Origin of the sequence: Chitinophaga filiformis (genome assembly GCF_021646545.1) — a bacterium.
Taxonomy (GTDB): domain Bacteria; phylum Bacteroidota; class Bacteroidia; order Chitinophagales; family Chitinophagaceae; genus Chitinophaga; species Chitinophaga filiformis_A.
In genome coordinates, this window is record NZ_JAKIRP010000004.1 from 391396 (window position 1) to 413880 (window position 22485).

Annotated in this window: 22 protein-coding genes; 4 read left to right on the forward strand and 18 right to left on the reverse strand. The window is 46.3% G+C overall.

Features of this window, described 5'->3' with window-relative positions; all coding sequences use genetic code 11:
• Window positions 1-26 precede the first annotated feature (26 nt).
• Window positions 27-1298: an ABC transporter permease gene (locus L3C95_RS13905; protein ID WP_236388511.1), complete on the reverse strand. Its 1272-nt coding sequence runs from the start codon at window positions 1296-1298 to the stop codon at window positions 27-29.
• Window positions 1299-1353: 55 nt separating this feature from the next.
• Between L3C95_RS13905 and L3C95_RS13910 the strand changes: the two genes are divergently transcribed.
• Together L3C95_RS13910 and L3C95_RS13915 are read left to right on the forward strand one after the other, a co-directional pair.
• Window positions 1354-2367, forward strand: a complete 1014-nt coding sequence (locus L3C95_RS13910; protein ID WP_236388512.1) for a LacI family DNA-binding transcriptional regulator — start codon at window positions 1354-1356, stop codon at window positions 2365-2367.
• A gap of 78 nt (window positions 2368-2445) precedes the next feature.
• Window positions 2446-3492, forward strand: a complete 1047-nt coding sequence (locus L3C95_RS13915; protein WP_236388513.1) for a phosphotransferase enzyme family protein — start codon at window positions 2446-2448, stop codon at window positions 3490-3492.
• Between the two features lie 66 nt (window positions 3493-3558).
• On the opposite strand, the gene L3C95_RS13920 is transcribed toward L3C95_RS13915, so the two are convergent.
• From L3C95_RS13920 to L3C95_RS13995, 16 genes are all read right to left on the reverse strand, one after another.
• Window positions 3559-4932: an NADH-quinone oxidoreductase subunit N gene (locus L3C95_RS13920; RefSeq protein WP_236388515.1), complete on the reverse strand. Its 1374-nt coding sequence runs from the start codon at window positions 4930-4932 to the stop codon at window positions 3559-3561.
• Window positions 4933-4959: 27 nt separating this feature from the next.
• Window positions 4960-6396: a NuoM family protein gene (locus tag L3C95_RS13925; RefSeq protein ID WP_236388517.1), complete on the reverse strand. Its 1437-nt coding sequence runs from the start codon at window positions 6394-6396 to the stop codon at window positions 4960-4962.
• Window positions 6397-6442: 46 nt separating this feature from the next.
• Complete coding sequence (nuoL, locus tag L3C95_RS13930) at window positions 6443-8347, reverse strand: NADH-quinone oxidoreductase subunit L (RefSeq protein WP_236388519.1); 1905 nt, start codon at window positions 8345-8347, stop codon at window positions 6443-6445.
• A gap of 43 nt (window positions 8348-8390) precedes the next feature.
• Window positions 8391-8708: an NADH-quinone oxidoreductase subunit NuoK gene (gene nuoK / locus L3C95_RS13935; protein WP_149693526.1), complete on the reverse strand. Its 318-nt coding sequence runs from the start codon at window positions 8706-8708 to the stop codon at window positions 8391-8393.
• 48 nt (window positions 8709-8756) lie between these two features.
• Window positions 8757-9254 (reverse strand): NADH-quinone oxidoreductase subunit J, encoded by a 498-nt coding sequence (locus tag L3C95_RS13940; RefSeq protein ID WP_236388522.1) that lies wholly within the window; start codon window positions 9252-9254, stop codon window positions 8757-8759.
• A gap of 49 nt (window positions 9255-9303) precedes the next feature.
• A complete protein-coding gene (gene nuoI, locus L3C95_RS13945; RefSeq protein WP_199653317.1) occupies window positions 9304-9813 on the reverse strand; it encodes an NADH-quinone oxidoreductase subunit NuoI in 510 nt (169 codons plus the stop codon).
• Between the two features lie 27 nt (window positions 9814-9840).
• The gene (nuoH, locus tag L3C95_RS13950) at window positions 9841-10878 is read right to left on the reverse strand and encodes an NADH-quinone oxidoreductase subunit NuoH (protein ID WP_236388523.1); all 1038 of its coding nucleotides are present in this window, start codon (window positions 10876-10878) and stop codon (window positions 9841-9843) included.
• A gap of 37 nt (window positions 10879-10915) precedes the next feature.
• Window positions 10916-12007, reverse strand: a complete 1092-nt coding sequence (locus L3C95_RS13955; RefSeq protein ID WP_236388524.1) for a 2Fe-2S iron-sulfur cluster-binding protein — start codon at window positions 12005-12007, stop codon at window positions 10916-10918.
• A 22-nt stretch (window positions 12008-12029) separates the two neighbouring features.
• The gene (gene nuoF / locus L3C95_RS13960; protein WP_236388525.1) at window positions 12030-13394 is read right to left on the reverse strand and encodes an NADH-quinone oxidoreductase subunit NuoF; all 1365 of its coding nucleotides are present in this window, start codon (window positions 13392-13394) and stop codon (window positions 12030-12032) included.
• A 44-nt stretch (window positions 13395-13438) separates the two neighbouring features.
• Window positions 13439-13924, reverse strand: coding sequence for an NADH-quinone oxidoreductase subunit NuoE (gene nuoE / locus L3C95_RS13965; RefSeq protein ID WP_236388526.1), 486 nt, complete (start codon window positions 13922-13924; stop codon window positions 13439-13441).
• A gap of 24 nt (window positions 13925-13948) precedes the next feature.
• Window positions 13949-15166 (reverse strand): NADH-quinone oxidoreductase subunit D, encoded by a 1218-nt coding sequence (locus L3C95_RS13970; RefSeq protein ID WP_089828316.1) that lies wholly within the window; start codon window positions 15164-15166, stop codon window positions 13949-13951.
• 18 nt (window positions 15167-15184) lie between these two features.
• Complete coding sequence (locus L3C95_RS13975) at window positions 15185-15706, reverse strand: NADH-quinone oxidoreductase subunit C (RefSeq protein WP_236388527.1); 522 nt, start codon at window positions 15704-15706, stop codon at window positions 15185-15187.
• Between the two features lie 63 nt (window positions 15707-15769).
• On the reverse strand, window positions 15770-16333 hold the full coding sequence (locus L3C95_RS13980) for an NADH-quinone oxidoreductase subunit B (protein WP_236388530.1): 564 nt from the start codon (window positions 16331-16333) through the stop codon (window positions 15770-15772).
• Between the two features lie 100 nt (window positions 16334-16433).
• Window positions 16434-16826 (reverse strand): NADH-quinone oxidoreductase subunit A, encoded by a 393-nt coding sequence (locus tag L3C95_RS13985; RefSeq protein ID WP_149693534.1) that lies wholly within the window; start codon window positions 16824-16826, stop codon window positions 16434-16436.
• Window positions 16827-16986: 160 nt separating this feature from the next.
• On the reverse strand, window positions 16987-18705 hold the full coding sequence (locus tag L3C95_RS13990; protein ID WP_236388532.1) for a tetratricopeptide repeat protein: 1719 nt from the start codon (window positions 18703-18705) through the stop codon (window positions 16987-16989).
• A gap of 38 nt (window positions 18706-18743) precedes the next feature.
• Window positions 18744-19667, reverse strand: a complete 924-nt coding sequence (locus L3C95_RS13995) for a substrate-binding domain-containing protein (RefSeq protein ID WP_236388534.1) — start codon at window positions 19665-19667, stop codon at window positions 18744-18746.
• Window positions 19668-20356: 689 nt separating this feature from the next.
• Here L3C95_RS13995 and L3C95_RS14000 point away from each other — a divergent pair.
• Together L3C95_RS14000 and hisS are read left to right on the forward strand one after the other, a co-directional pair.
• On the forward strand, window positions 20357-20794 hold the full coding sequence (locus tag L3C95_RS14000) for a low molecular weight protein-tyrosine-phosphatase (RefSeq protein WP_236388536.1): 438 nt from the start codon (window positions 20357-20359) through the stop codon (window positions 20792-20794).
• Between the two features lie 28 nt (window positions 20795-20822).
• Window positions 20823-22172: a histidine--tRNA ligase gene (hisS, locus tag L3C95_RS14005; protein ID WP_236388538.1), complete on the forward strand. Its 1350-nt coding sequence runs from the start codon at window positions 20823-20825 to the stop codon at window positions 22170-22172.
• A 48-nt stretch (window positions 22173-22220) separates the two neighbouring features.
• Here hisS and L3C95_RS14010 read toward each other — a convergent pair whose 3' ends face one another.
• A complete protein-coding gene (locus L3C95_RS14010) occupies window positions 22221-22469 on the reverse strand; it encodes a hypothetical protein (protein ID WP_236388540.1) in 249 nt (82 codons plus the stop codon).
• Window positions 22470-22485 lie beyond the last annotated feature (16 nt).

Here is a 22485-nt window from a genome sequence, read left to right on the forward strand (position 1 = left end):
GTTGGATGTTGGCAATAGCCTGTTAATTATTCGTAACGTAGCGCAACTATCGGATCCAGACGAGAAGCCTTAATGGCAGGATAAATGCCTGATGCAAGCCCTACAGCCGCACAGATCACTATCCCTGTCGTTATCCATAACCACGGAATGATAAAATCGGTTTTCAATAACAATGATACGATGTTTCCTACCAGCATGCCTAGTATCACACCCAACAAGCCGCCCAACAGACTGATGATAACAGCTTCATACAGGAACTGCTGCCATATCACCTTCCTGGTGGCGCCCAGCGCCTTGATAACGCCTATTTCACGGGTACGCTCTGCTACTGATACCAGCATGATGTTTGTCAGGCCGATAGCAGAACCAAACAATGTGATCGCACCGATCAGGATGGCAGCAAATACCACCACGCCTAACAGGTTAAACAGCATCTCTGCAACACTGTCACTTTTATTGATATAAAAATTCTCTTCTTCTTTGAGCGTAAGGTGACGAATGATCCTGAACAGCCCAGTGGCCTCACCTATCGCAGCTTCCATCTTAGTGATATCTTTTACAGAAACCCCCAGGTTGTATGTCACATTCGGACGGTCAAATATTCTACGTGTATTATTCACCGTTGTAATAACCACATTGTCGGCACTCATAAAACCGCTGTTCCCTTTCGGCTCTAATACACCTACAACGCGATAGCGCACATTCCCCACACGGATGCTGCTGTTCACAACATTCCGCAGGTTATCGCCAAACAGTTTCTTCGCTACGTCCATACCCAGCAAGGCCACATTTCTGCCTGACTCCACATCCAGCAGATTCAGGTTGCGGCCATCGCGCAGCGTATAATTGGACAACAGCAGGTAGTTCTCATCCCCTCCTATCACACGTACGTTGGGATTCGTCTTTTTGTCGTCTTTATACACAGTGGCATTCCCCGTGGCATTGGTAGACAAGCTTACTACAGCAGGAAAAGTATACCGTTGTTTGAAGTCCATAGCTTCCTTGTAAGTAATAGGAATATTACTATTGGACGTTTTTACTTTGGATTTTTTGTCGCCTTTTGTGGCCCCTCCGCCACCACCGATGCGTATCTTCAGTGCCCTGCTCTGAATATTGAAGCTGTTGGCTCCCATATTGGCAAAGCTGCTATAGATACTGTTTTTCATACTGTCTATGGCGGTAAATATGCCCACCAGGGCCATAATACCAAAACCAATGATGGCTATAGTAAGCCCTGCGCGCAAACGATTGCCGCTAACAGAGCGAAAGGCGAGGGAAAATGTGTCACGGAACTGCATGATTTAAAGTTAATAAAAAGTTTTTTTCCGCTACTTTTATTATACAAATGGCCCGATGCCTAATCCTCCCACCATAAAAGAAATTGCCAAAAGGCTGAACCTGGCTGCTTCGACCGTTTCCAGGGCCCTGCACAATCATCCGCGTATCGGGTTGAGAACCAGGATGAAAGTTCAGGAGCTGGCCCGTGAACTGCAATATGAACCCAACCAGACAGCCATTTTCTTCCAGCAGAAAAAAACTTTTACGCTCGGTATAGTATTACCGGAATTGTCCGAAGCCTTCTTCTCTGCCGCCATCAGTGGCATAGAAGATACGGCTAATAAGAGCAATTATATGGTACTGCTGGGACAATCTCACGATGATACCACACGGGAACAGAAGATCGTGGAAATAATGAAGAATCACCGGGTGGACGGATTGCTGGTTTCCCTGGCCAAGAATACAGTGAATTACGCACATTTTGAGATGCTGCAGAAATATAACATACCTGTTGTATTCTTTGACCGCATTCCCAATATGCGTGATATCCACTATGTGGCTTCCAACATGGAATCGGGCACCATACAAGCCGTCTCTCTCCTGCTACAGCGCGGCCACCGCGTTATAGGAATGATCAATGGTCCTGAGAAACTGATCGCCAGTCAGCAACGTACCACTGGCTATCAGAAAGCCATGCGGCTACAGCGGTTAAAGTACGACGCCAGCCTCAATGTGAACGCCGATCTTACCAAAGAAGGCACCCGCAACGCCATGCAACAGCTACTGGCACATAAAAGGAAGGTCACCGCTATCGTGGCCTTCAATGATTACGTATCACAGGATGCAGTGCAATATGCACTTGAACAGGGGCTGGAGATCAACAAGGACATTACCTTCGTTAGTTACGCCAATCTGCCGCTGAGCAGCTATATGGCTTTTCCTCCCCTGGCTTCCGTAGAGCAGTATCCCTATCTCCAGGGACAAAGAGCCACCGAGATCCTGCTCGAACTTCTGTCGGGTAAACTTCCCCCGGACCAATATCAGCAGGTTGTTATCGACTCCCGGCTGGTAATCGCACCAGGCAGATAAATTTGCGCAACCGTTTGCCCAATCATTCTCTCAATTCTTATTGTTATGTTTGAAGCATCGCAATCTTATCAACCAGCAATGCAGGATATATTAACAGCTTATGGATTAGTGATGGATGAATGCCATATACAGGCATTCGGCAGCGGGCTAATTAATGCCACCTGGAAGGTATCCCATGCTGATAAAGTATACATCCTGCAACGTATCAATCACCAGGTGTTTAAGCAACCTGCACTGATTGCGCAGAACATCCGCGCTATAGGACATCACCTGAAAAAACATCATCCTGATTATTTCTTTGTGCAGCCGGTGCTGACTACAGATAAACGAGATATGGTCGTTACGGCCGAGGGAGAATATTATCGTCTGCAGCCCTTTGTAGCCAACTCACACAGTTACGATGTGGTCAACAATGAGCAGCTGGCATATGAAGCTGCCAGGCAATTCGGGCGTTTTACCAGATTGTTATCGGGTATTGATACCAATGAGATACAGGTTACCCTGCCGGATTTTCATAACCTTACTTTACGTTATGCACAATTTGAGCAGGCTGTTAAACACGGCAATCCTGCACGGGTTGCGGGAGCGGCGAACGACATCAATACTATCCGACATTATAAATATCTGACAGAGATATTCACATCGATCCAGCATAGTCCTTACTTTAAAGTGAGGGTCATGCACCATGATACGAAGATCAGTAACGTATTGTTTGATGCCAATAACAAAGGCATCTGTGTGATAGACCTGGATACTGTAATGCCGGGTTATTTTATCAGTGACTTTGGAGATATGATGCGTACTTACCTCTCTCCCGCCAGTGAGGAAGAAACAGACTTCAGCAAAGTCAAGGTGAGAAAGGAATATTACACAGCGATCGTGAATGGGTATCTCAGTGAAATGAAAGATGAACTGAGTGTTACAGAGCAGGCGCATCTTGTGTATGCAGGACAGTTCATGGTCTATATGCAGGCCATCCGTTTTCTGACGGATTATTTTAACAATGATAGTTACTACGGGGCAAAATATGAGCAACATAACCTGTTGCGGGCGAGGAACCAGCTTACTTTACTGGAAAGTATCACTCAACAAGAGCAAACTCTTTCTTCTGTGGCGACACACTAACGCCACTTCGTTTGAAAAGCAGCACCAACAAAAAAACCGGCCAGGTGGCCGGTTTTTTCATTTATCTTAAATAAGCTGTAATAATAGATCGGGGAAGAGCCCCAGCAATACCACGATGGCTGCTGTAATGATGAGCATCACCTTGAAGCCGCCGGTGATAGGCGCTGTTGCCGGCTCACCCTGTTTGAAGTACATCGCAATGATGACGCGGAAATAATAGTAAGCACTAATGGCTGCACAGATCACTGCTACAATTACCAGCCATAAGAGGTTACCCTGTTTTATAGCGGCCGTCAGTACAAAGTATTTGGCGAAGAAACCTGCTGTAAGCGGGATGCCTGCCAGTGAAAATACAAAGATGGCGGTGGTAGCAGCCAGTACAGGTTGTGTACGCGCCAAACCATTGAAACCATCGAAAGTGTAATCCTTCAGTTTGATCATCACAGCGAAGATACCGATAGTAGCCACGCTGTATGCAGCTGCATACAACACAATACCTTCTGTGGCGTATCTATTCATGGATATTACCGCCAGCAGCATGAAACCTGCCTGCGCGATACTGGAGTAGGCCAGCATACGTTTTACGCTTTGCTGGAATACTGCTGTAAAGTTACCGATGATCAGGGTGGCGGCTGTGATGATAGCCAGCAGCATCTGCCAGTCTGCAGTGATACGCTCTCCGATGAACGCACCATGGAAGATCCTGATGAAAGCGATGAAACCACCTGCCTTTACTACGGTCGCCATGAAAGAAGTGAATACGGTTGGTGAACCGTCATATACGTCAGGCGTCCAGAAGTGGAACGGTGCTGCAGATACTTTGAAAGATAATGCGAATGCCACCAGGATGATACCGCAGAGGGCTAGTGTATTCACTTTACCAGCGCCCAATCCCAGGTCAGCCACACTGAAAGTGCCGGTAGCGCCATAGATCAGGGTGATACCCATCAGCAGGATGCCGGTAGAGAAAGAGCCCATCAGGAAGTATTTCAGGGAAGCCTCGCTGCTCTTAGGCGTCTTTTTATCACTGCCTGCCAGTATATACTGTGGAATAGAAATGATCTCTATTGCCAGGAAAAGCATTAATAAACTGCTGAAAGTGGAAGCTAAAGTGATACCTGAAAGAATGAAAAAGATCAGCGCAAAATAATCTGCCACATGCTCTCCTACATGCTCAAATGCACTGCCCGACAGCAGAAAGAAGATCAGTGTAGCGCCCAATGCAATAGCATTGAACAGAATGCTGAAACGGCTGATAGTGATCATGCCGTATAGTGTACGGTCACCTGCTTCAATGGTGGATAACTCAGCCAGGTTGGCTACCAGACAAGCCAGCAGAACAACGATGGCAACAAATTTAATGCGCTGCTTATTACTTACAAATAAACCCGCAAACATCATTACAACGCCCGATAAAGCAGTAGATATTAATGCATTCATATTCCTGTGTTACGAAAGAACAACTTTTTAATAAACCTTGTTAACCAATTCAGTAGTGCTGCTTACCAATTCCAGCATAGGCTTTGGATATACGCCCAGTACCAGAATGATCACTACAATGATGCTCAGCACCAGCAGCTCATTTGCTTTCAGGTCTGTAGTAGTCTCTGTCAGCGCATTGCTCTGACCGAAGATCACCTTCTGTACCATATTCAGTGTATAAACTGCCGCCAGGATCACACCTATTCCGGCAACCGCCATAAACCATACATTATATTGGAACAGACCGCTGAACATCAGGAACTCCCCGACAAATCCATTGGTCAGTGGTAATGCGATATTAGCGAGACTGATGGTCACCAGGAAGATAGCGATGCCCGGTGCATACTGTGCGATCCCTCCCATCTCGTTCAGGTTCCTGATCTTCAGACGCTGCTGGATGATCTCTACGATGATCCAGAGCCCGATGATGTTGATACCGTGGTTGAACAGCTGCACCATCATACCCTGTAAGCTCTGCTCATTGTTAGTGAAGATAGCAGCGCTCATCAGGCCGATGTGAGCGATAGAAGAATAAGCGATCAGGCGTTTGATGTCTGACTGTACGATAGCGATGCAGGACGCATAGATGATACCGATGATAGACAATACGATGGCAACATCAGACCACATATAAGCACCTTTCGGGAGTACAGGCAGCAACCAACGCACTACGCCAAATAAACCCATCTTCACCATGATACCGGAAAGCACCATTGTAACAGGTGTGGGAGATTGTTCGTAAGTATCCGGCTGCCAGGTATGGAAAGGGAAAACCGGCATCTTGATAGCGAAGGCTACGAAGAACAGCCAGAACAACCATGACTGGTCCTGCGGCGCTACGCTGCCATTGGTAAAGCTGGCATAGCTGAAGGATTGGTCAGGTGATTGCAGGTAGATATAGATCAGGCCTATCAGCATGAGCAATGAACCTGCAAAGGTGTATACGAAGAACTTGAATGTAACAGGAATACGTTTTTCGCCTCCCCAGAGTGAGCAGAGGAAGTACACGGGAATCAGTGCCAGCTCCCAGAAAACGTAGAACAACAGAGCATCATAAGCAGTGAAAACGCCTACCAGGCCGGCCTGTGAAAGCAGCATCAGACCGTAGAAACTATTTGGACGCTCATAGTCCCTGTTGAAAATAACAATAAAGATCAGCAGGAAAGAAATGGCTGTCAGTAAACAAAGCATGAGGCCCATTCCATCAAGTCCCACACTAAACTGCGCACCCAGCTGAGGTATCCAGTTTGCAGAGAACTGCAGACTGGCCGGAGCAGTCCGGAACTGGAACAAGGCACCAAGCGTTACTGCCAGCGAAGCCAGGGATGCTATCAAACCCAGCGCTTTCGGTCCAGACCCCTTCAGACCAAACGTAATCAGGCCCGCAACTAAAGGAATCAATATGAGTAATACTGTCAACATAATTTTATCTAAACTTGTCCTTTTTTAATGATGGTGCTGGTTTCTCCTATTTCAGCAGAAAGCCTATCACGAATAAAACTACCATTCCAATTACCATGGCGAAGATGTAGAAGCCTACCTGTCCGCTCTGCAGCAGTCTTACCTGCTGGCTGCTCCATTGTACGCCACGGCCTACACCATTTACCAACCTGTCAATACCTGATTTCTCGATCGCTTCTTCAAAGAAACGGCTCAGCATCATCAGAGGTTTCACTATGATAGCATCGTATAACTCATCCACGTACCATTTGTTTTCCAGTACTTTGGCAATACCGGTACGAGGTTCTCCATTGTCTTCATAATTGCGGTACCAGCTGCGTGCGAAGAAGATAGTGATGATCACCAGCACAGAGCTTAATCCCATCAGCAGCCATTCAGTATTATGCGCCAGGTGCTCATGCTCATGAACAAATGGTACCGAACCGGCAAATACAGGCGCCAGGTATTCTTTCAGCATGCTGTGGGTACCGAATACTTCCGGCAGGCCAACATAACCACCAATTACTGAAAGGATGGCCAGTACAATCAGCGGAATGGTGATAGCCACAGGACTTTCGTGCAGGTGATGTTCCTGCTCGTGCGTACCGCGGAACCTGCCGCAGAAAGTGATGTAGTATAAACGGAACATGTAGAAGGCAGTCATCAGCGCTGTGATCAGAGCTACTGCATACATGATCTTATTGAACGCGAAAGTTTCAGCAAGGATCTCATCTTTGGAGAAGAAACCTGACAGACCAGGAATACCGGCGATAGCCAGACAGCCGATCAGGAAAGTGATGTGCGTAACCGGCATGTATTTTTTCAGGCCACCCATCTTATTGATATTCTGTTCGCCACCCATAGCGTGGATCACAGAACCGGAACCAAGGAACAGAAGGGCTTTGAAGAATGCGTGCGTCATTACGTGAAACACTGCAGTCGTATAAGCGCCCACGCCCAGTGCGAGGAACATATATCCCAGCTGGCTCACAGTAGAGTAAGCCAATACTTTCTTGATATCATCCTGTTTCAGGGCGATTGAAGCTGCCAGCACCGCTGTAGCCAAGCCTATGATAGCAACAACAGTCTGGATGCATGGAGCCAGGGTGTATAACACATTGCTACGTGCGATCATGTAGATGCCTGCTGTCACCATCGTTGCCGCGTGGATCAGGGCAGATACCGGAGTAGGACCGGCCATCGCATCGGGCAACCAGGTATATAGTGGCAGCTGGGCAGATTTACCGGCTGCACCCACAAATAGCAGGATGGCAATAACAGGTATTACCTTGTCGCCATGACCAATTGCTGCTGCTTTTTCAAATACTTCAGGGAAAGTAACACTGCCGAATTTCACGATCATAGCAAAGATACCCAGCAGGAAGCCGAGGTCACCAATGCGGTTCATGATGAAAGCTTTCTTGGCAGCGTTGTTATAAGCGGTGTTCTTGAACCAGAAGCCGATGAGCAGGTAAGAGCAGAGCCCTACGCCTTCCCATCCGATGAACATCATCACATAGTTAGCGCCCAGTACAAGTATCAGCATGGAGAAAACGAACAGGTTCAGGTAGGCGAAATAACGCGCAAACCCTTCACTGGTTTCATCATGCATGTAAGAAGTGGAGTAAATATGGATCAGTGAACCAACACCGGTAATGATCAGCAAAAATAAAGCGCTCAGCTGGTCCACCTGGAATGCGAATGGAATGTGCAGGCTGCCTGCAGAAATAAAGTCAAACAACGAAACTGTCTGTGCCTGAAATCCGGGGGCTTTCACTTCCAGGAAGATCAGTAAGCTAATTACAAAGCCCGCTAATACAGTTCCGCTTCCTACTATACCCGCCAGTGATTTGGAGAGGTATCTTCTTCCCAATCCATTCACCAGGAAACCTAATAATGGTAAAAATGGTACCAGCCAAACTAGATGTATCATCTATTCAAATACTAATTACGATTTACAATTACGATTCAAGCTGTTAGTTCTTCAGCCTGTTCATGATATTAATATCCACCGACTGTGAATTCCTGTACACCATTACGATAATGGCGAGTCCTACGGCTACTTCCGCAGCGGCCACCACCATGATAAAGAATACAAAGATCTGTGCCCCGCCGGCATCTACACGGCCAGCGTCTGCCCACATTTTAGAAAAGGCTACCAGCAGCAGGTTTACGGCATTCAGCATCAGCTCCACGCACATGAAAATAATAATGGCATTTCTGCGCATCAGCACGCCCATCACCCCAATGCAAAAGAGTGCTATGCTTAAGAAAATGTAATATTGAACAGGCATCTTAAAAAGAATTACAAATTGATCAATGACGATTTACAGATGTTGTGGTTATGCTTCCCTTTTCCCGATTACAACCGCACCTACCATAGCGCTCAGGAACAGGATACTGCTGACTTCAAAAGGAACTACGTATTGATTAAATAAAGTTTTACCAAGGTTAGCGATCAGACCTATATCTGCCGCTCCGGGTTGTATTGGAGTTACATCGGCTTCACGAAGTGCGCCCAGTAATACCAGCAAGAGGGCGCCACCACTGATAGCACCGGCATATTTCAGCCAGCTGCGCTTCTGTGGTTCTATTTCTGCATTCAGGTTCATTAACATGATCACAAACAGGAACAATACCATGATCGCTCCCGCATACACTATGATATGCACCACAGCCAGGAACTGCGCGTTGAGCATAATATAGTGCCCCGCTATGGTGAAAAACGTTACTATCAGGCAAAGGACACTGGTAACGGGGTTCTTGCTCAATATCACGCCCAGGGCGGATATAATAGAGATGATTGAAAGTACCCCGAAAACGATTTGTTGTAAACTCATTCCCATTGCTATAATGACTATTATGTTTTTTAGCTAAGACTGTCTTTGATTATGCTTTTTTCTTTTCACCAGGTGCCGGGATCAGCAGATCCTGTTTGCCATAAATGAAACCTTCGCGTTTGTAGTTAGCAGGTGCAAATGTTTCTGTCAGATAGATAGCATCTTTCGGACAAGCCTCTTCACAAAAACCACAGAAAATGCAACGCAACATGTTGATCTCATAGCGGGCAGCATATTTCTCTTCACGGTACAGGTGTTCTTCACCTGGTTTTCTTTCTGCTGCTTCCATTGTGATCGCTTCTGCCGGACAGGCTACTGCACACAAGCCGCAGGCGGTACAGTTCTCGCGTCCTTCAGCGTCACGGTTCAATATATGCAGACCACGGAATACAGGGCTGAACGGACGCTTCTGCTCCGGATAACGCACTGTTTCCTTCCTCTTCCAGATATGCTTAAAGGTGATGATCATCCCCTTAATAATATTCCACAAATAGATCTTCTCGATGAAGGTCATCGGCTTGCGGTCTACCTGTCTTGCCCTACTTGTTAAAGCTTGCATATGATGCTATTAAAATAAAGTCGTTAATTAATGTGTGCTGCGATACAGTACGATCGCTCCTGTTATCAACATATTAGCCAGTGCCAGCGGAATCATGATGTTCCAGCCAAGACGCATCAGCTGATCGTAACGGAACCTCGGGATCGTCCAGCGTACCCACATAAAGAAGAACAGGAAGCAGATGATCTTGATGAACAAGGCTGCTGTTCCCAGGATGGTCACCAGGTTAGGCGCCAGTCCCAGGCTGTCCATATATGGGAAGGAATAACCACCGAAGTACAGGCTGGCCATCAGTGCAGAGCTGATAAACATATTGATGTACTCTGCGAACAGGTAGAAGCCCAGTTTCATGGAAGAGTACTCCAGGTGATAACCACCATTCAGTTCACTTTCTGCTTCTGACAGGTCAAATGGTGTACGGTTACACTCAGCAAAGGAACATACCAGGAATATCAGGAAGCCCAGTGGCTGATATAATACGTTCCAGCCGCCATGACGCTGCTGTTCTACAATTTCTTTAATGCTTAAAGAACCTGTCATCATCAGCAGTGCGATCAGTGACAGCCCCATCGCCAGCTCGTAAGAGATGATCTGTGAAGCTGCACGCACGGATGCCAGCAGGGAATATTTATTGTTGGAAGCCCATCCACCGAGCATGATACCATACACGCCTAAGCTCACTACGCCGAAAATGTATAAGATACCGATGTTAATATCTGCGATCTGCAGCGATATGGTGCGACCTGCAATGGTCAGTGTATCTCCCCAGGGAATTACTGCGCTTGTCATACAAGCTACGATCATTGCCAGGGAAGGTCCGAGAATGAAGAGGAAACGGTTGGAATTGCCCGGGATGATCTCTTCCTTGAAGAAGAGTTTACCACCATCAGCCAGCGGCTGCAGCAATCCCATAAAACCAGCCCTGTTGGGACCAATCCTGTCCTGAATTATACTTGCTACTTTTCTTTCACCCCATGTGGAATACATAGCTACCACCAGTGATATCACCAGTACGCCTGATATCAGTACGATCTTCTCGAGGATAAAGAACCAGTCTATGTTCATCAAATACGAATTATATCAATTACGAATAAAGAGTGAATTACTTCTTGTTAAAGTCATCTGAATGTGCCGGTCCGTCTATCTTAGACAGATCGATCTCCGGTCTGTTCACCTCACTGATATTGTGAATATCGAGCAGCAGTTTAGGCTGACGGCCATCCAGTACCTCTACCAGTGTATCTTTCGGTTTGTGCACACCTACATAATGACCCTGGGAAATAACACTCTGACGTTCTATCTTACGCGGGCCTTCTATCACCCAGTCTTTCACATCTTTCTTATCAAAGCGGCAGGTATCGCAGATCCATTCTTCCACTTCACCGTATTTATCCTTGCGGGCAGTTACACGGAATACTTCATCACCACGCATCCACAGAACGGTCTTACCACAGCATTTTGGATCTTCACACTGGCGGTGTGCATCTACCGGTTTCAGGAACCATACACGGTTCTTGAAGCGGAAGGTTTTATCTGTCAGGGCTCCTACCGGACAAACATCGATCACGTTACCGATGAAGTTGTTGTCGAGTGATTGCTGAATATAAGTACCGATCTCCGCAGCCTCTCCACGTCCCAGTACGCCATGCTCACGCTTTTCAGTCAGCTGATCAGCCGTAAACACACAACGGTAGCAGAGGATGCAACGGGTCATGTGTAATTGTATCTTATCGCCGATATCGATCCTGTCGAAGGTACGGCGTTTGAATTCGTAGCGTGTAGTATCTGCACCGTGCTCATAGCTGAGGTCCTGCAGATGGCATTCACCGGCCTGGTCGCAGATAGGGCAATCCAGCGGGTGGTTCAGCAACAGGAATTCCACTACTCCTTTACGTGCTTCCTGCACTTCAGGAGAAGTGATGTTAGCCACTTCCATACCATCCATTACGTTGGTACGGCAGCTGGCTACCAGTTTAGGCATAGGACGGGGATCAGCTTCTGATCCTTTGGTTACTTTCACCAGGCAGGTACGGCATTTACCACCGCTACCCTGCAGTTTGGAGTAGTAACACATTGCAGGCGGCACGATATCTCCACCAATTTTACGGGCAGCATTCAGGATGGAAGTACCCGGCTCCACTTCCACGGAGATATTATCGATCTTAACCTTAAAGAGTTTCTTTTCTTCAGCCATTTTGCATCGCTTAAATTGATTCTTATACAGCAGCAGGAGCAGCTATTTCCAGTGGATCTGCGTAATGTGCCAGTCCGTAGTTACGTTTAGTAGCTTCTTCAGGATGCAGCACATGCCATTCAAATTCGTCACGGAAGTGACGGATAGCAGCTGCTACCGGCCAGGCAGCAGCATCGCCCAGCGGACAGATGGTGTTACCTTCTATTTTACGCTGGATGTCCCACAGCAGATCTATATCACTCATTTTGCCCTTACCATTCTCGATATTCTGCAGTACACGCTTCATCCAGCCGGTACCCTCACGGCATGGGCTGCACTGTCCGCAGCTCTCATGGTGATAGAAACGGGCGAATGTCAGTGTGTTCTTCACAATACACTGGTCTTCGTCCAGTACGATGAAACCACCGGAACCAAGCATGGTACCTGTAGCGAAACCACCGTCAGCGAGACTTTCATACGTCATCATACGTTGCTCACCTTTTGCTGTTTTCAGCAGCAGGTTTGCAGGCAGGATAGGCACGGAAGAACCACCGGGGATACACGCTTTCAGGCGTTTGCCATTAGCGATACCACCACAGTATTCATCAGAGTAGATGAATTCCTCAACAGAGATATTCATTTCGATCTCGTATACCCCTGGTTTGTTGATATTACCACAGGCAGAGATCAGTTTGGTACCGGTAGACTTACCAAGACCGTATTTTGAATATTCATCACCACCGATACGCAGAATAGGTACGACTGCAGCCAGTGTTTCCACGTTGTTCACCACGGTTGGGCAATCCCACAACCCTTTTACAGCCGGGAACGGAGGTTTGATACGCGGGTTACCACGTTTACCTTCCAGGGATTCTATCAGGGCAGTTTCCTCACCACAGATATAAGCACCCGCGCCACGCTGTACATATATTTCGAGATCGAAGCCGGTACCCTGGATATTCTTACCCAGCCAGCCATTCTTCTTTGCTTCTGCGATAGCCTGTTCCAGGATGTCAGGAATCCAGGCATACTCACCACGGATATAGATATAGCAGCTGTTGCAACCCAGTGTATAGCTGGAGATGAGCAGACCTTCTATAAGCAGGTGAGGGATAAATTCCATCAGGTAACGGTCTTTGAACGTACCTGGTTCAGATTCATCCGCATTGCACACCAGGTAGCGGGGTACGCCCTCCGGTTTTGCAATGAAGCTCCATTTCATACCGGTAGGGAAACCGGCGCCACCACGACCTCTCAGACCGCTCTTTTTTACCTCATCCAGCACCTGGTCAGGTGTCATGCTTTTGAGCGCTTTTTCTGCTGATCCATAACCTCCGTTGGCCCGGTATACATCATAGTACCGGATGCCTTCTATGTGCGCTTTGTCAAAAAGTAGTTTGCGTCCCATCTTACTTTTTATAATTGTAGACCGTATTCCGGTCATTCAAAGTTTTAGTTTGCTTTAACCCTGCATTCTTCTATGATAGCATCTACCTTTTCAGGGGTCAGGTGCTCACGGTAGTGTTTGCCCAGCTGCATCATAGGAGCGTATCCGCAGGCGCCGAGGCATTCTACCGTTTTGAGGGTGAACAGGCCATCTTTGGTGGTTTCACCCACGCCGATGTCCAGTTTCTTTTTGATATAGTCAATGATGTTGTCTGAACCACGCAGCATGCAAGGGCCTGTCTGACATACTTCAAATACGTATTTACCTACAGGCTTCAGGTTAAACATCGAGTAAAAGGTAGCCACCTCGTACACTTCGATCGGTTTGATCTGCAGCAGGGAAGCCACATAATCCATGGTCTCCGCGCTCAGCCATCCGCCAAACTCTTCCTGTGCCAGATGCAGCACAGGAATCAGGGCGCTCTTCTGTTTCCCTGCCGGGTAACGGGCGATGATCTCTTTTACCTTATTCAGTTTCTCTTCAGAAAACATAACTATGAAAGAAAATATTAATAATTAAGCATCCAGTTCACCTGCTATCAGATTCAGGCTACTCATACAGATAACGGCATCACTCAGCATGGCGCCCTTGATCAGTTCTGCATAAGCCTGGTAATATATGAAACATGGGCGGCGGAAGTGCAGCCTGTACGGGCTACGGCCACCATCGCTGATGAGATAGAATCCCAGTTCTCCGTTGGCGCCTTCTACAGGATTGTACAATTCACCCGGCAGGATATCAGATTCACCCATGATGATCTTGAAGTGGTAGATCAGCGCTTCCATTTTGGTGTATACCGCGCTCTTTTCAGGCAGATAGTAAGCAGGTACATCTGCGTGGTATACATCTGAAGGCAGGTCTTTCAGCTTATCCATCGCCTGACGGATAATGCTCAGGCTTTCCCACATTTCGGCATTACGTACCAGGAAACGGTCGTAACAGTCGCCGGTGGTGCCTACCGGTATATTAAATTCGAAATCTTCGTAAGAGGAATATGGCTGTGCCACGCGCACGTCGTAATCCACACCTGCAGCACGCAGGTTAGGACCGGTAAAGCCGTAGTTGATGGCTCTTTCTGCACTGATAGGGCCAACGCCCTGGGTCCTTTCCATGAAGATACGGTTACGGTTCATCAGGGTTTCGAACTCCTTCAGCGCCACCGGATATTCTTTCAGGAAACGTTCTATTTTTTCAAAAGCCGCAGGCGTAAAGTTTCTTTCGAAACCACCCACACGGCCGATGTTGGTTGTCAGACGGGAACCGCATATCTCCTCGTATATTTCGTATGCCAGCTCACGGTACTTCATGAGGTACAGGAAGCCGGAGAAGGCGCCGCTGTCCACACCTACCACACCGTTACAGATCAGGTGATCTGTAATGCGGGCCAGTTCCATAATGATCACACGGAGGTAGTCTACACGCTTGGGGGTTTGAATACCCAGCAGTTTCTCTACGGTCATGTGCCATCCCATATTATTAATGGGCGACGAACAATAGTTCAGACGGTCAGTTAAAGGAGTGATCTGGTAATAAGGACGGCGCTCTGCGATCTTCTCAAATGCACGGTGGATATACCCTACAGTAGATTCCGAACTCACGATACGCTCGCCGTCAATTTCCAGGATATTCTGGAATACCCCGTGTGTAGCGGGGTGGGTAGGTCCCAGGTTAAGGGTTTGTGTTTGCCTCTCTATGGAGCCTTCCGGCAGTGTGATATGTTGCTGCTCTGACATGTTCAAACGAATAAATTATTAAATGCCAATATGCCCGCCGCGGCCGAACATTTCATCATCTTTATCGGTGCGGGTCTGATCTTCCAGCGGAAATTCCTTACGCATGGGGAAATAGGTCATTTCATCCACGTTCAGGATACGCTTCAGGTTCGGGTGTCCTACGAAGTTCACGCCGAAGAAGTCGTATGTTTCCCTTTCCATCCAGTTGGCTGATTCAAACAGCCGGGTAGCTGTGAATACGCGTGTATCCTCAATGCTGGTGTACACTTTGAAGCGCAGTCTCACTCTTTCCCTGAAATTGTACAGGTGATATACTACTGCGAGCTCCTCCCCGATCCTGTTGGGATAGTGTACGGCTGTGAGGTCCGTTAAAAAACGAAATTGCAGCTCCTCATCATCGTACAGGAACTGCATTACTTTCAGGTTCAGGTCTTTCGGAGCTGCAAATGATAGCATCCCAAAGGATTCTTCCACCTGGCTGATTGATTCCCCAAACTTTTCTGCTAACCTTTGCTTTATATAGTCGTTTGTCAAAGACATTACGATTTCAATTTTCTATTTCAGATTGACTTTTCGGATATGATCTTCTTTTGGTGTGGTAGACTACTCGATACCGTAAGAGTTCAATAATTCCTTGTATTTATCGCTATGACGGCGGCGCAGGCTTTCCTGTCCAACCAGTTCCTGTACGCGCATAAAACCGTCTATGATCGCTTCAGGACGCGGAGGGCAACCGGGAACATACACATCCACCGGAATAACCTGGTCTATACCCTGCAATACGGAGTAGGTATCAAATACACCACCGCTACATGCGCAGGCGCCTACAGCTACTACCCAGCGGGGTTCAGCCATTTGCAGGTATACCTGGCGTAATACAGGGCCCATTTTCTTTGAAATTGTACCCATTACCATCAATAAGTCACACTGGCGGGGAGTGAAGGCCATTCTTTCAGAACCGAAACGGGCCATATCATAGGTAGAGGCCATGGTTGCCATAAATTCGATACCGCAACAGGAGGTAGCGAAAGGTAAAGGCCAGATAGAGTTCTTACGTGCGAGACCAATTACCTGGTCGAATGTTGTAGCAAAAAACCCTTCCCCTGCATACCCCTCGGGTACTTCCACACTCTTCACTTTTTCATTATACTGGACCGGACGTGCCATACCATGTCAGATTTAAAAATTTTCACAATCAGATTTGACCTAAACGCACACGGGATTGCCAGCCACCGGCAACCCTTCTGCTAATATTGCTATATAAAAATCAGTCTTCCCATTTCAGTGCCCCCTTCTTCAGGATATAGAAGAAGCCGCCCATAAAGAACGCAACGAACAGTAACATGGCCATAAAGCCATCCCAGCCCAGTTCTCTGAAATTCACCGCATAAGGATAAAAGAAGATCACTTCTACGTCAAAAAGCACGAACAGAATGGCGGTTAGGAAGTACTTAATGGCTACTGGCTGGCGTGCGTTACCTTTTTGTTCAATACCACTTTCAAAGGTAGCAAGTTTGTCGCTGGTTTTACGTTTTGGCCCCAAAAAATGGGTAGCGAGCATGGTAATTCCAACAAAGCCCAGTGCAGCTACAAGCTGCAAAACAATGGGAAAATAGCTGAAAGGAGTGGTTGCGGACAATAATTCTGTGTCTGTAAACATAAGCTTCCCTGTATAAATCGTTCTCCGAATGAGCAAAAATAGGCTAACTAATGCAAAAATCAAATCTTATGAAGGATTAAAATATTATCTTTTTTCACCAACCGGCAATAAAAAAGCCTCCTGTCAGGCGACAGGAGGCTTTCCTATTATTTAAAATCGATTATCTTTTGTTACCCTGAGCTGGTTTAGCAGCTGCAGCTTTTGCTTTGTTTTCCTGGTTTTCCTGGATCGCTTTTACAGTAGCGTTGTTAGGATCGATAGCCAGTACTTTATCCATCCAGATCTTCATATTTGCCTGATCATCCTTATTATAGTAGTAGATCATCATATATTGATAAGGGAACATCAGCTGAGATGGTTTGTTCATCTTCTCGTCACCCTTGATCTCAAAAAATTTCTGGAAGTAAGGAACTGCTACGCCTGATTTTGCTTCAGGGTCTTTCGCCATGTTGGCACGACCTCTCCAGTAAATACCTAAAGCTTCGTTGTTAGGATATTTAGCTGCAAAAGCACCCCAGGTTGAATCTGCCGCATCATATTCACGTGCGTAGATTTCCATGGTACCTTTAAAGAACATATCCTGTACTTTACCGCTGTTCTGCTCATCAGTAAACTCATTCACCAGTTTACCGTACCATTCTGCTGAACGTTTAAAGTCGTGCATTGCTTTAAAGTTGTCTGCAACGGCTCTGTATTTTTCAACATCTTTTGCGGTATCAGCCAGTGCATATTTCTCCAGGTACATACCTGCCAGTGAATCATTGATAGCTTCCTGCGCAGAATCAGTTACATGCTGCTGGTAGATAGCGCTCAGCAGTTTGTAGTCGTTAGCCTGGAGTTTAGCATCTCCAACTGATTTAGCGTACTCTTCGATCACTTGTTTACCGGTAGTGGTATCACCTTTCTGCAGATAAGCATCTGTCAGCAGGCGAACGAATTTACCTTTATTACCTTCAGTTGTCTGAGGTAATACTGCTTTAGTTTTATTGATAGCAGCATCATAGTCTTTTCTGTAGAAAGCGATGGCTGCCAGGTTGTATTCGTTTTCCATTTTACCGGCACCCTGACCTACCACTTCCATATATTTCTCCAGGTATTTAGCTGCATTTTCGAGTGACAGCTGAGCCTTGGTTGGAGTGATATAGAACTGGTACAGTTCATAGTAAGCTGGTGCGTAGTTAGGATCCAGGTTGGTAGCTTTTGTCCAATCGTTCACAGCATCCTGCAACAGTTTGGCGTTGTAGTTTACCAGCCCCTGTTTCATTACTGCTTCAGCGTTGTTTGGTTCCAGTTCCAGCGCCTTGTCGTAAGAAGTGATGGCTTTACCACCATTCTCACCACCCAGGAGGCGGTAAGCATCACCTAATTCTATATAATCTGCAGCTTTTGCAGTATATACTTCTTTCTTTTTACGGCCTTCATTGTTCAGCAGTTTTTCCATTACTGACAATGCGTAGCCACGGTCACCACCTTTTACTTCGGTGTTTGCATCTGCAATAGCGCGTGCCACATCACCATTACGTCCTTCAGTAGCAGTGCTGGCTGCTTCAAATTTCTGTTTTGCTGCAGCGGCATCGCCTTTCATCAGATCGATACGGCCCAGACCTGCCTGCAATAAAGGTGAAGTAGGTACGGCCTGCAATCCTTTTTGAAAAGTCGCAGCAGCACCGGCGTCATCGTGCAGGCCCAGCTGCGCAATACCCAGGTAGTAATAACCCCTGTCATCTGTTGGCTTGGCAGCTATTGCTTTTTCCAGGTTTCCTTTGGCTGTTTCATACTTGCCATAATACAGGTCTTTCAATCCATCTTCTACAGATTGGGCCATCACGCCGTTCGCGACGCACAGCAATGCAACAATTAAACTTTTCCGTCTGTTCATGAGCAATCCGGTTTTTAATTTTAGTTGTGTTAGTTTTTTTACTTAATGTTCGCTTCCCTGAATACCACATTCAATCTCGCAGGGAACAGTCTGAATTTCGCAATGATCATCTGTCCTTCATAACTCCCCAGGAAAGTGGCGAACCCTGATCCCAATCCTGAATATGGTTCCTTCAAGCAATAGAACAAACCACGTTTTAGCTGGTAGGAACCAAGAGCGATGTATGCCTGATATGGTTTTACAAATTCCGAACCATAATCTGCTCTCACCTTGACCACTTGCACTTTATTCGTAAATTCTATAGAAGTTGAGTCGTTCGGATCTGAGATCCAGCTTACTCCTATTACCCCAATCGCATTTTTCATTTTAGCCACGTAATCAACCACTTCGGGATTAGTTTTCGCCGCCATTACATTCGGTGGCAACGGTTTCCCTTTGTTGATCGAATCGCGGACATATCTTACCGTACTTGAATTCTGATTATCAAAAACTATCTGGTGTTTCTGCGTGGAATCAGACCCGTCCATAATTTCCCGCACCTGGTCCATTGTAAGGATACTGTCCGGATTACTACGGTTAGTAATCAGTGCTACACCATCCCAGGCGAGGAGCAGGCTTTGCGGCGTTACTTTCAACTCCTTAAAATATGCCTTTTCCTGTTCGCTGAAATCTCTTGTTACAAAGATCAGCCTTGAACTGTCAGCCAACAGATCCTTAAAGCAATCTGCTTCAGGCTTATATTCAGCAATGATATGCGCGTTCTTATATAAGGATTCAAAAACCTTAATTTCGGCTTCCATCAGTGGGCGATAGGTTTCATCTACACTTATTCTGATGGTCCCTGCAGTTGGCGTATCGTGCTCTACCCCGGACTTGTTGGCTGGTCCGCAGGATGCCAGTAAAGCTGCTACAGCTAACGACATTACAGCGATCTGGCTTCGCTTCATTATTCTGGTCATCATATGTTCGTCTCTTATTTAATCCCTTTGATGAAATAGGTATCTCGTTCCTCTATATACACGGAAAAGACCATACGCAATTAGTATGACTCCAAAAATGTTCAGTACAGTCTGAGATACCTGGAACTGTCCCAGGTTATATTTCTGCGCAAAGATTGCATATAGGCCTAAGAGCAGAAAAAATACACCTCTGATTAATTCCCCGAGCGAACGATAATTCACCTTAGTCCGCGTGTTTCCAGATCTTTCTTGTTGCATTAGCATTGTTAGCGAATTACAAGTATACAAAAAAATATTTCCAAATAAATACCTGTTCTTTTAGAGGAATGTTAAAAAAAAGCGGTTCCGGCCCCATCCCCTTCACCTCAAACCGGCCACTACGGCAGGTTTTAATAACCGTCCGGCATACACACATTTTTTCATATTCAATCTACATCTAATTAAACAAGAACTTGTTAAAACCATGTTAAATACTGGTACTTTCATTGCTATGTTGTACGTAATCATCAAAATACATACTCATTAAAAAGAAAGTATAGTATTAATCATTGTTACCATATAGATGCGGAAAAATCGGGATTCCATAACATCCGGTTTTCTCATTTTACAGCCAACAGGGGCTAATATGCACCAGTTCAGGATTTTAGCGGAAGCAAAAAATAATGTTAAAATCTTGTAGGTTTGCGGAAATTATGAAAATACTGATGGTATGCCTGGGGAATATTTGCCGTTCGCCCCTCGCAGAAGGAATATTAAGGCACCTGGCCATTCTGCAGGGACTTGACTGGGAAATAGATTCTGCTGGTACAGGCAACTGGCACGTAGGCCATCCTCCTGACCGCCGGTCAGTGAAAGTAGCCCAGCGTCATGGAATAGACATCTCCGGCCTGCGCGGCAGGCAGTTTCAGGCAGCAGATTTTGACCGGTTCGACCGCATTTTTGCTATGGACCTGGATAACTACAGGGATATACTCCTTAAAGCAAGAACTGAGGCAGACAAAGCTAAATTGCAGCTGCTGCTGGATGATCAGCAGCCCGTGCCCGACCCGTGGTATGATGACGCTTTGTTTGAACCAGTGTATACAATGATCTACGAAGCCTGTGAGAAGATCGTGGCAGGCAAAAAATAAATTACTTTATAAAGCATAACTGAATAAAATGATAAAACCCAGTATACCAAAAGGTACCCGGGATTTCGGACCGGTAGTGGTAAGAAAACGGCAATACATTTTCCAGACCATCCGTGAAACATTTGAACTGTTTGGGTTCCAGCCACTGGAAACCCCTACGATGGAGAACCTGGATACACTTACTGGTAAATACGGCGAAGAAGGCGATAAGCTGATATTCAAGATCCTGGACAACGGTGATATCCTGGGACGCGCCCAACAGGCAAAGGATAGCCGGGAACTGGGCATCTTATTATGCGAAAAAGCCCTGCGCTACGACCTCACCATACCTTTTGCGAGATATGTGGTAATGAACCAGCATGAACTGGCGCTGCCCTTTAAACGCTATCAGATGCAGCCGGTATGGCGTGGTGATCGTCCGGCTAAAGGCCGCTACCGCGAATTCTATCAATGTGATGCGGATGTAGTAGGTAGTAATTCATTATTAAATGAAATAGAACTACTGTTAATCTACGATACCGTCTTCACCAAACTCGGGATGGAAGGATACGAAGTACGGATCAATAATCGTAAGATACTCAGCGCATTGGCTGAACTGGCAGGACAACCCGATCTGTTGACAGATATTACTGTTTCCATCGATAAGCTGGATAAGATAGGTATGGAAGGTGTTAGAGAAGAATTACAGCAACGAGGTCTTGCTCCTGGTGAAATTGCCATCATTGAGAATTTCCTGAGTATTGAAGGCAACAACGAGGAAAAACTGCAACAGTTAAGTACTCTCTTCAGAAACTCTCCCACTGGCCTGAAAGGCGTGGAAGAACTATCCTATGTACTGCACACGCAGCCGGATGCATTCAAAACCACGCCTATACTGGACGTTACGCTGGCCCGCGGTCTGAACTACTATACAGGTATGATCGTGGAAGTAAAAGCGCCTCCTGCCGTAAAAATGGGTAGTATTGGTGGCGGTGGCCGCTATGACGACCTTACCGGCCTATTTGGACTGCCAGGTCTTTCCGGCGTAGGTATATCCTTTGGTGTAGACCGTATCTATGATGTACTTGAAGAACTGCAGCTATTCCCTGCTGAAGCGCAACAGGGCACACAGGTACTCTTCTTCAACCTCGATCCGCAAACGACCAGCGTCGCCTTTAAACTACTGATGCAGTTGCGTAATAAGGGTATTTCTTCTGAATTATACCACGAGGCATCCAAAATGGATAAGCAGATGAAATATGCGAATAAACGGAATATCCCTTATGTAATCATTATGGGCGAAAGTGAGGTGCAGGAACAGGTGGTGAGTATTAAAAATATGGTGACCGGTACACAAGAGAAAGTGGCGATGACGGATTTAGTGAATTATAATTTCTAAGGAATTGAAAATATATGGTAAAGGCCCGCATCGTCATGCGGGCCTTTGTTATTTAAGACTTTCAAGGAATTTTTGCACTCTTCGCCTTTCACTGTAAAAGAACTGGTCTTCTACTCCCAGACTATTGTAATAATCCTCTTCGATACGTTCCTCTAAGGTCTTGTAAATACCTCTTTTTTTTTCATCAAGTATTTTCTCCCAAATCTTCACAACCCTATCTACCCTTTCCTTTCTCAACTCTTCCCTGATTTGCTCTTCCTTCCTTTTCTCTTCCTCCTCATCTACAAAAATGATCATAATTATAAATTTTGAC

Bases quoted from the DNA above. Each gene is read 5' to 3' on its own strand.
- L3C95_RS13905 (WP_236388511.1), bottom strand. From the start codon at position 1,298: ATGCAGTTCCGTGACACATTTTCCCTCGCCTTTCGCTCTGTTAGCGGC.
- L3C95_RS13910 (WP_236388512.1), top strand. From the start codon at position 1,354: ATGCCTAATCCTCCCACCATAAAAGAAATTGCCAAAAGGCTGAACCTG.
- L3C95_RS13915 (WP_236388513.1), top strand. From the start codon at position 2,446: ATGCAGGATATATTAACAGCTTATGGATTAGTGATGGATGAATGCCAT.
- L3C95_RS13920 (WP_236388515.1), bottom strand. From the start codon at position 4,932: ATGAATGCATTAATATCTACTGCTTTATCGGGCGTTGTAATGATGTTT.
- L3C95_RS13925 (WP_236388517.1), bottom strand. From the start codon at position 6,396: ATGTTGACAGTATTACTCATATTGATTCCTTTAGTTGCGGGCCTGATT.
- nuoL (WP_236388519.1), bottom strand. From the start codon at position 8,347: ATGATACATCTAGTTTGGCTGGTACCATTTTTACCATTATTAGGTTTC.
- nuoK (WP_149693526.1), bottom strand. From the start codon at position 8,708: ATGCCTGTTCAATATTACATTTTCTTAAGCATAGCACTCTTTTGCATT.
- L3C95_RS13940 (WP_236388522.1), bottom strand. From the start codon at position 9,254: ATGAGTTTACAACAAATCGTTTTCGGGGTACTTTCAATCATCTCTATT.
- nuoI (WP_199653317.1), bottom strand. From the start codon at position 9,813: ATGCAAGCTTTAACAAGTAGGGCAAGACAGGTAGACCGCAAGCCGATG.
- nuoH (WP_236388523.1), bottom strand. From the start codon at position 10,878: ATGAACATAGACTGGTTCTTTATCCTCGAGAAGATCGTACTGATATCA.
- L3C95_RS13955 (WP_236388524.1), bottom strand. From the start codon at position 12,007: ATGGCTGAAGAAAAGAAACTCTTTAAGGTTAAGATCGATAATATCTCC.
- nuoF (WP_236388525.1), bottom strand. From the start codon at position 13,394: ATGGGACGCAAACTACTTTTTGACAAAGCGCACATAGAAGGCATCCGG.
- nuoE (WP_236388526.1), bottom strand. From the start codon at position 13,924: ATGTTTTCTGAAGAGAAACTGAATAAGGTAAAAGAGATCATCGCCCGT.
- L3C95_RS13970 (WP_089828316.1), bottom strand. From the start codon at position 15,166: ATGTCAGAGCAGCAACATATCACACTGCCGGAAGGCTCCATAGAGAGG.
- L3C95_RS13975 (WP_236388527.1), bottom strand. From the start codon at position 15,706: ATGTCTTTGACAAACGACTATATAAAGCAAAGGTTAGCAGAAAAGTTT.
- L3C95_RS13980 (WP_236388530.1), bottom strand. From the start codon at position 16,333: ATGGCACGTCCGGTCCAGTATAATGAAAAAGTGAAGAGTGTGGAAGTA.
- L3C95_RS13985 (WP_149693534.1), bottom strand. From the start codon at position 16,826: ATGTTTACAGACACAGAATTATTGTCCGCAACCACTCCTTTCAGCTAT.
- L3C95_RS13990 (WP_236388532.1), bottom strand. From the start codon at position 18,705: ATGAACAGACGGAAAAGTTTAATTGTTGCATTGCTGTGCGTCGCGAAC.
- L3C95_RS13995 (WP_236388534.1), bottom strand. From the start codon at position 19,667: ATGATGACCAGAATAATGAAGCGAAGCCAGATCGCTGTAATGTCGTTA.
- L3C95_RS14000 (WP_236388536.1), top strand. From the start codon at position 20,357: ATGAAAATACTGATGGTATGCCTGGGGAATATTTGCCGTTCGCCCCTC.
- hisS (WP_236388538.1), top strand. From the start codon at position 20,823: ATGATAAAACCCAGTATACCAAAAGGTACCCGGGATTTCGGACCGGTA.
- L3C95_RS14010 (WP_236388540.1), bottom strand. From the start codon at position 22,469: ATGATCATTTTTGTAGATGAGGAGGAAGAGAAAAGGAAGGAAGAGCAA.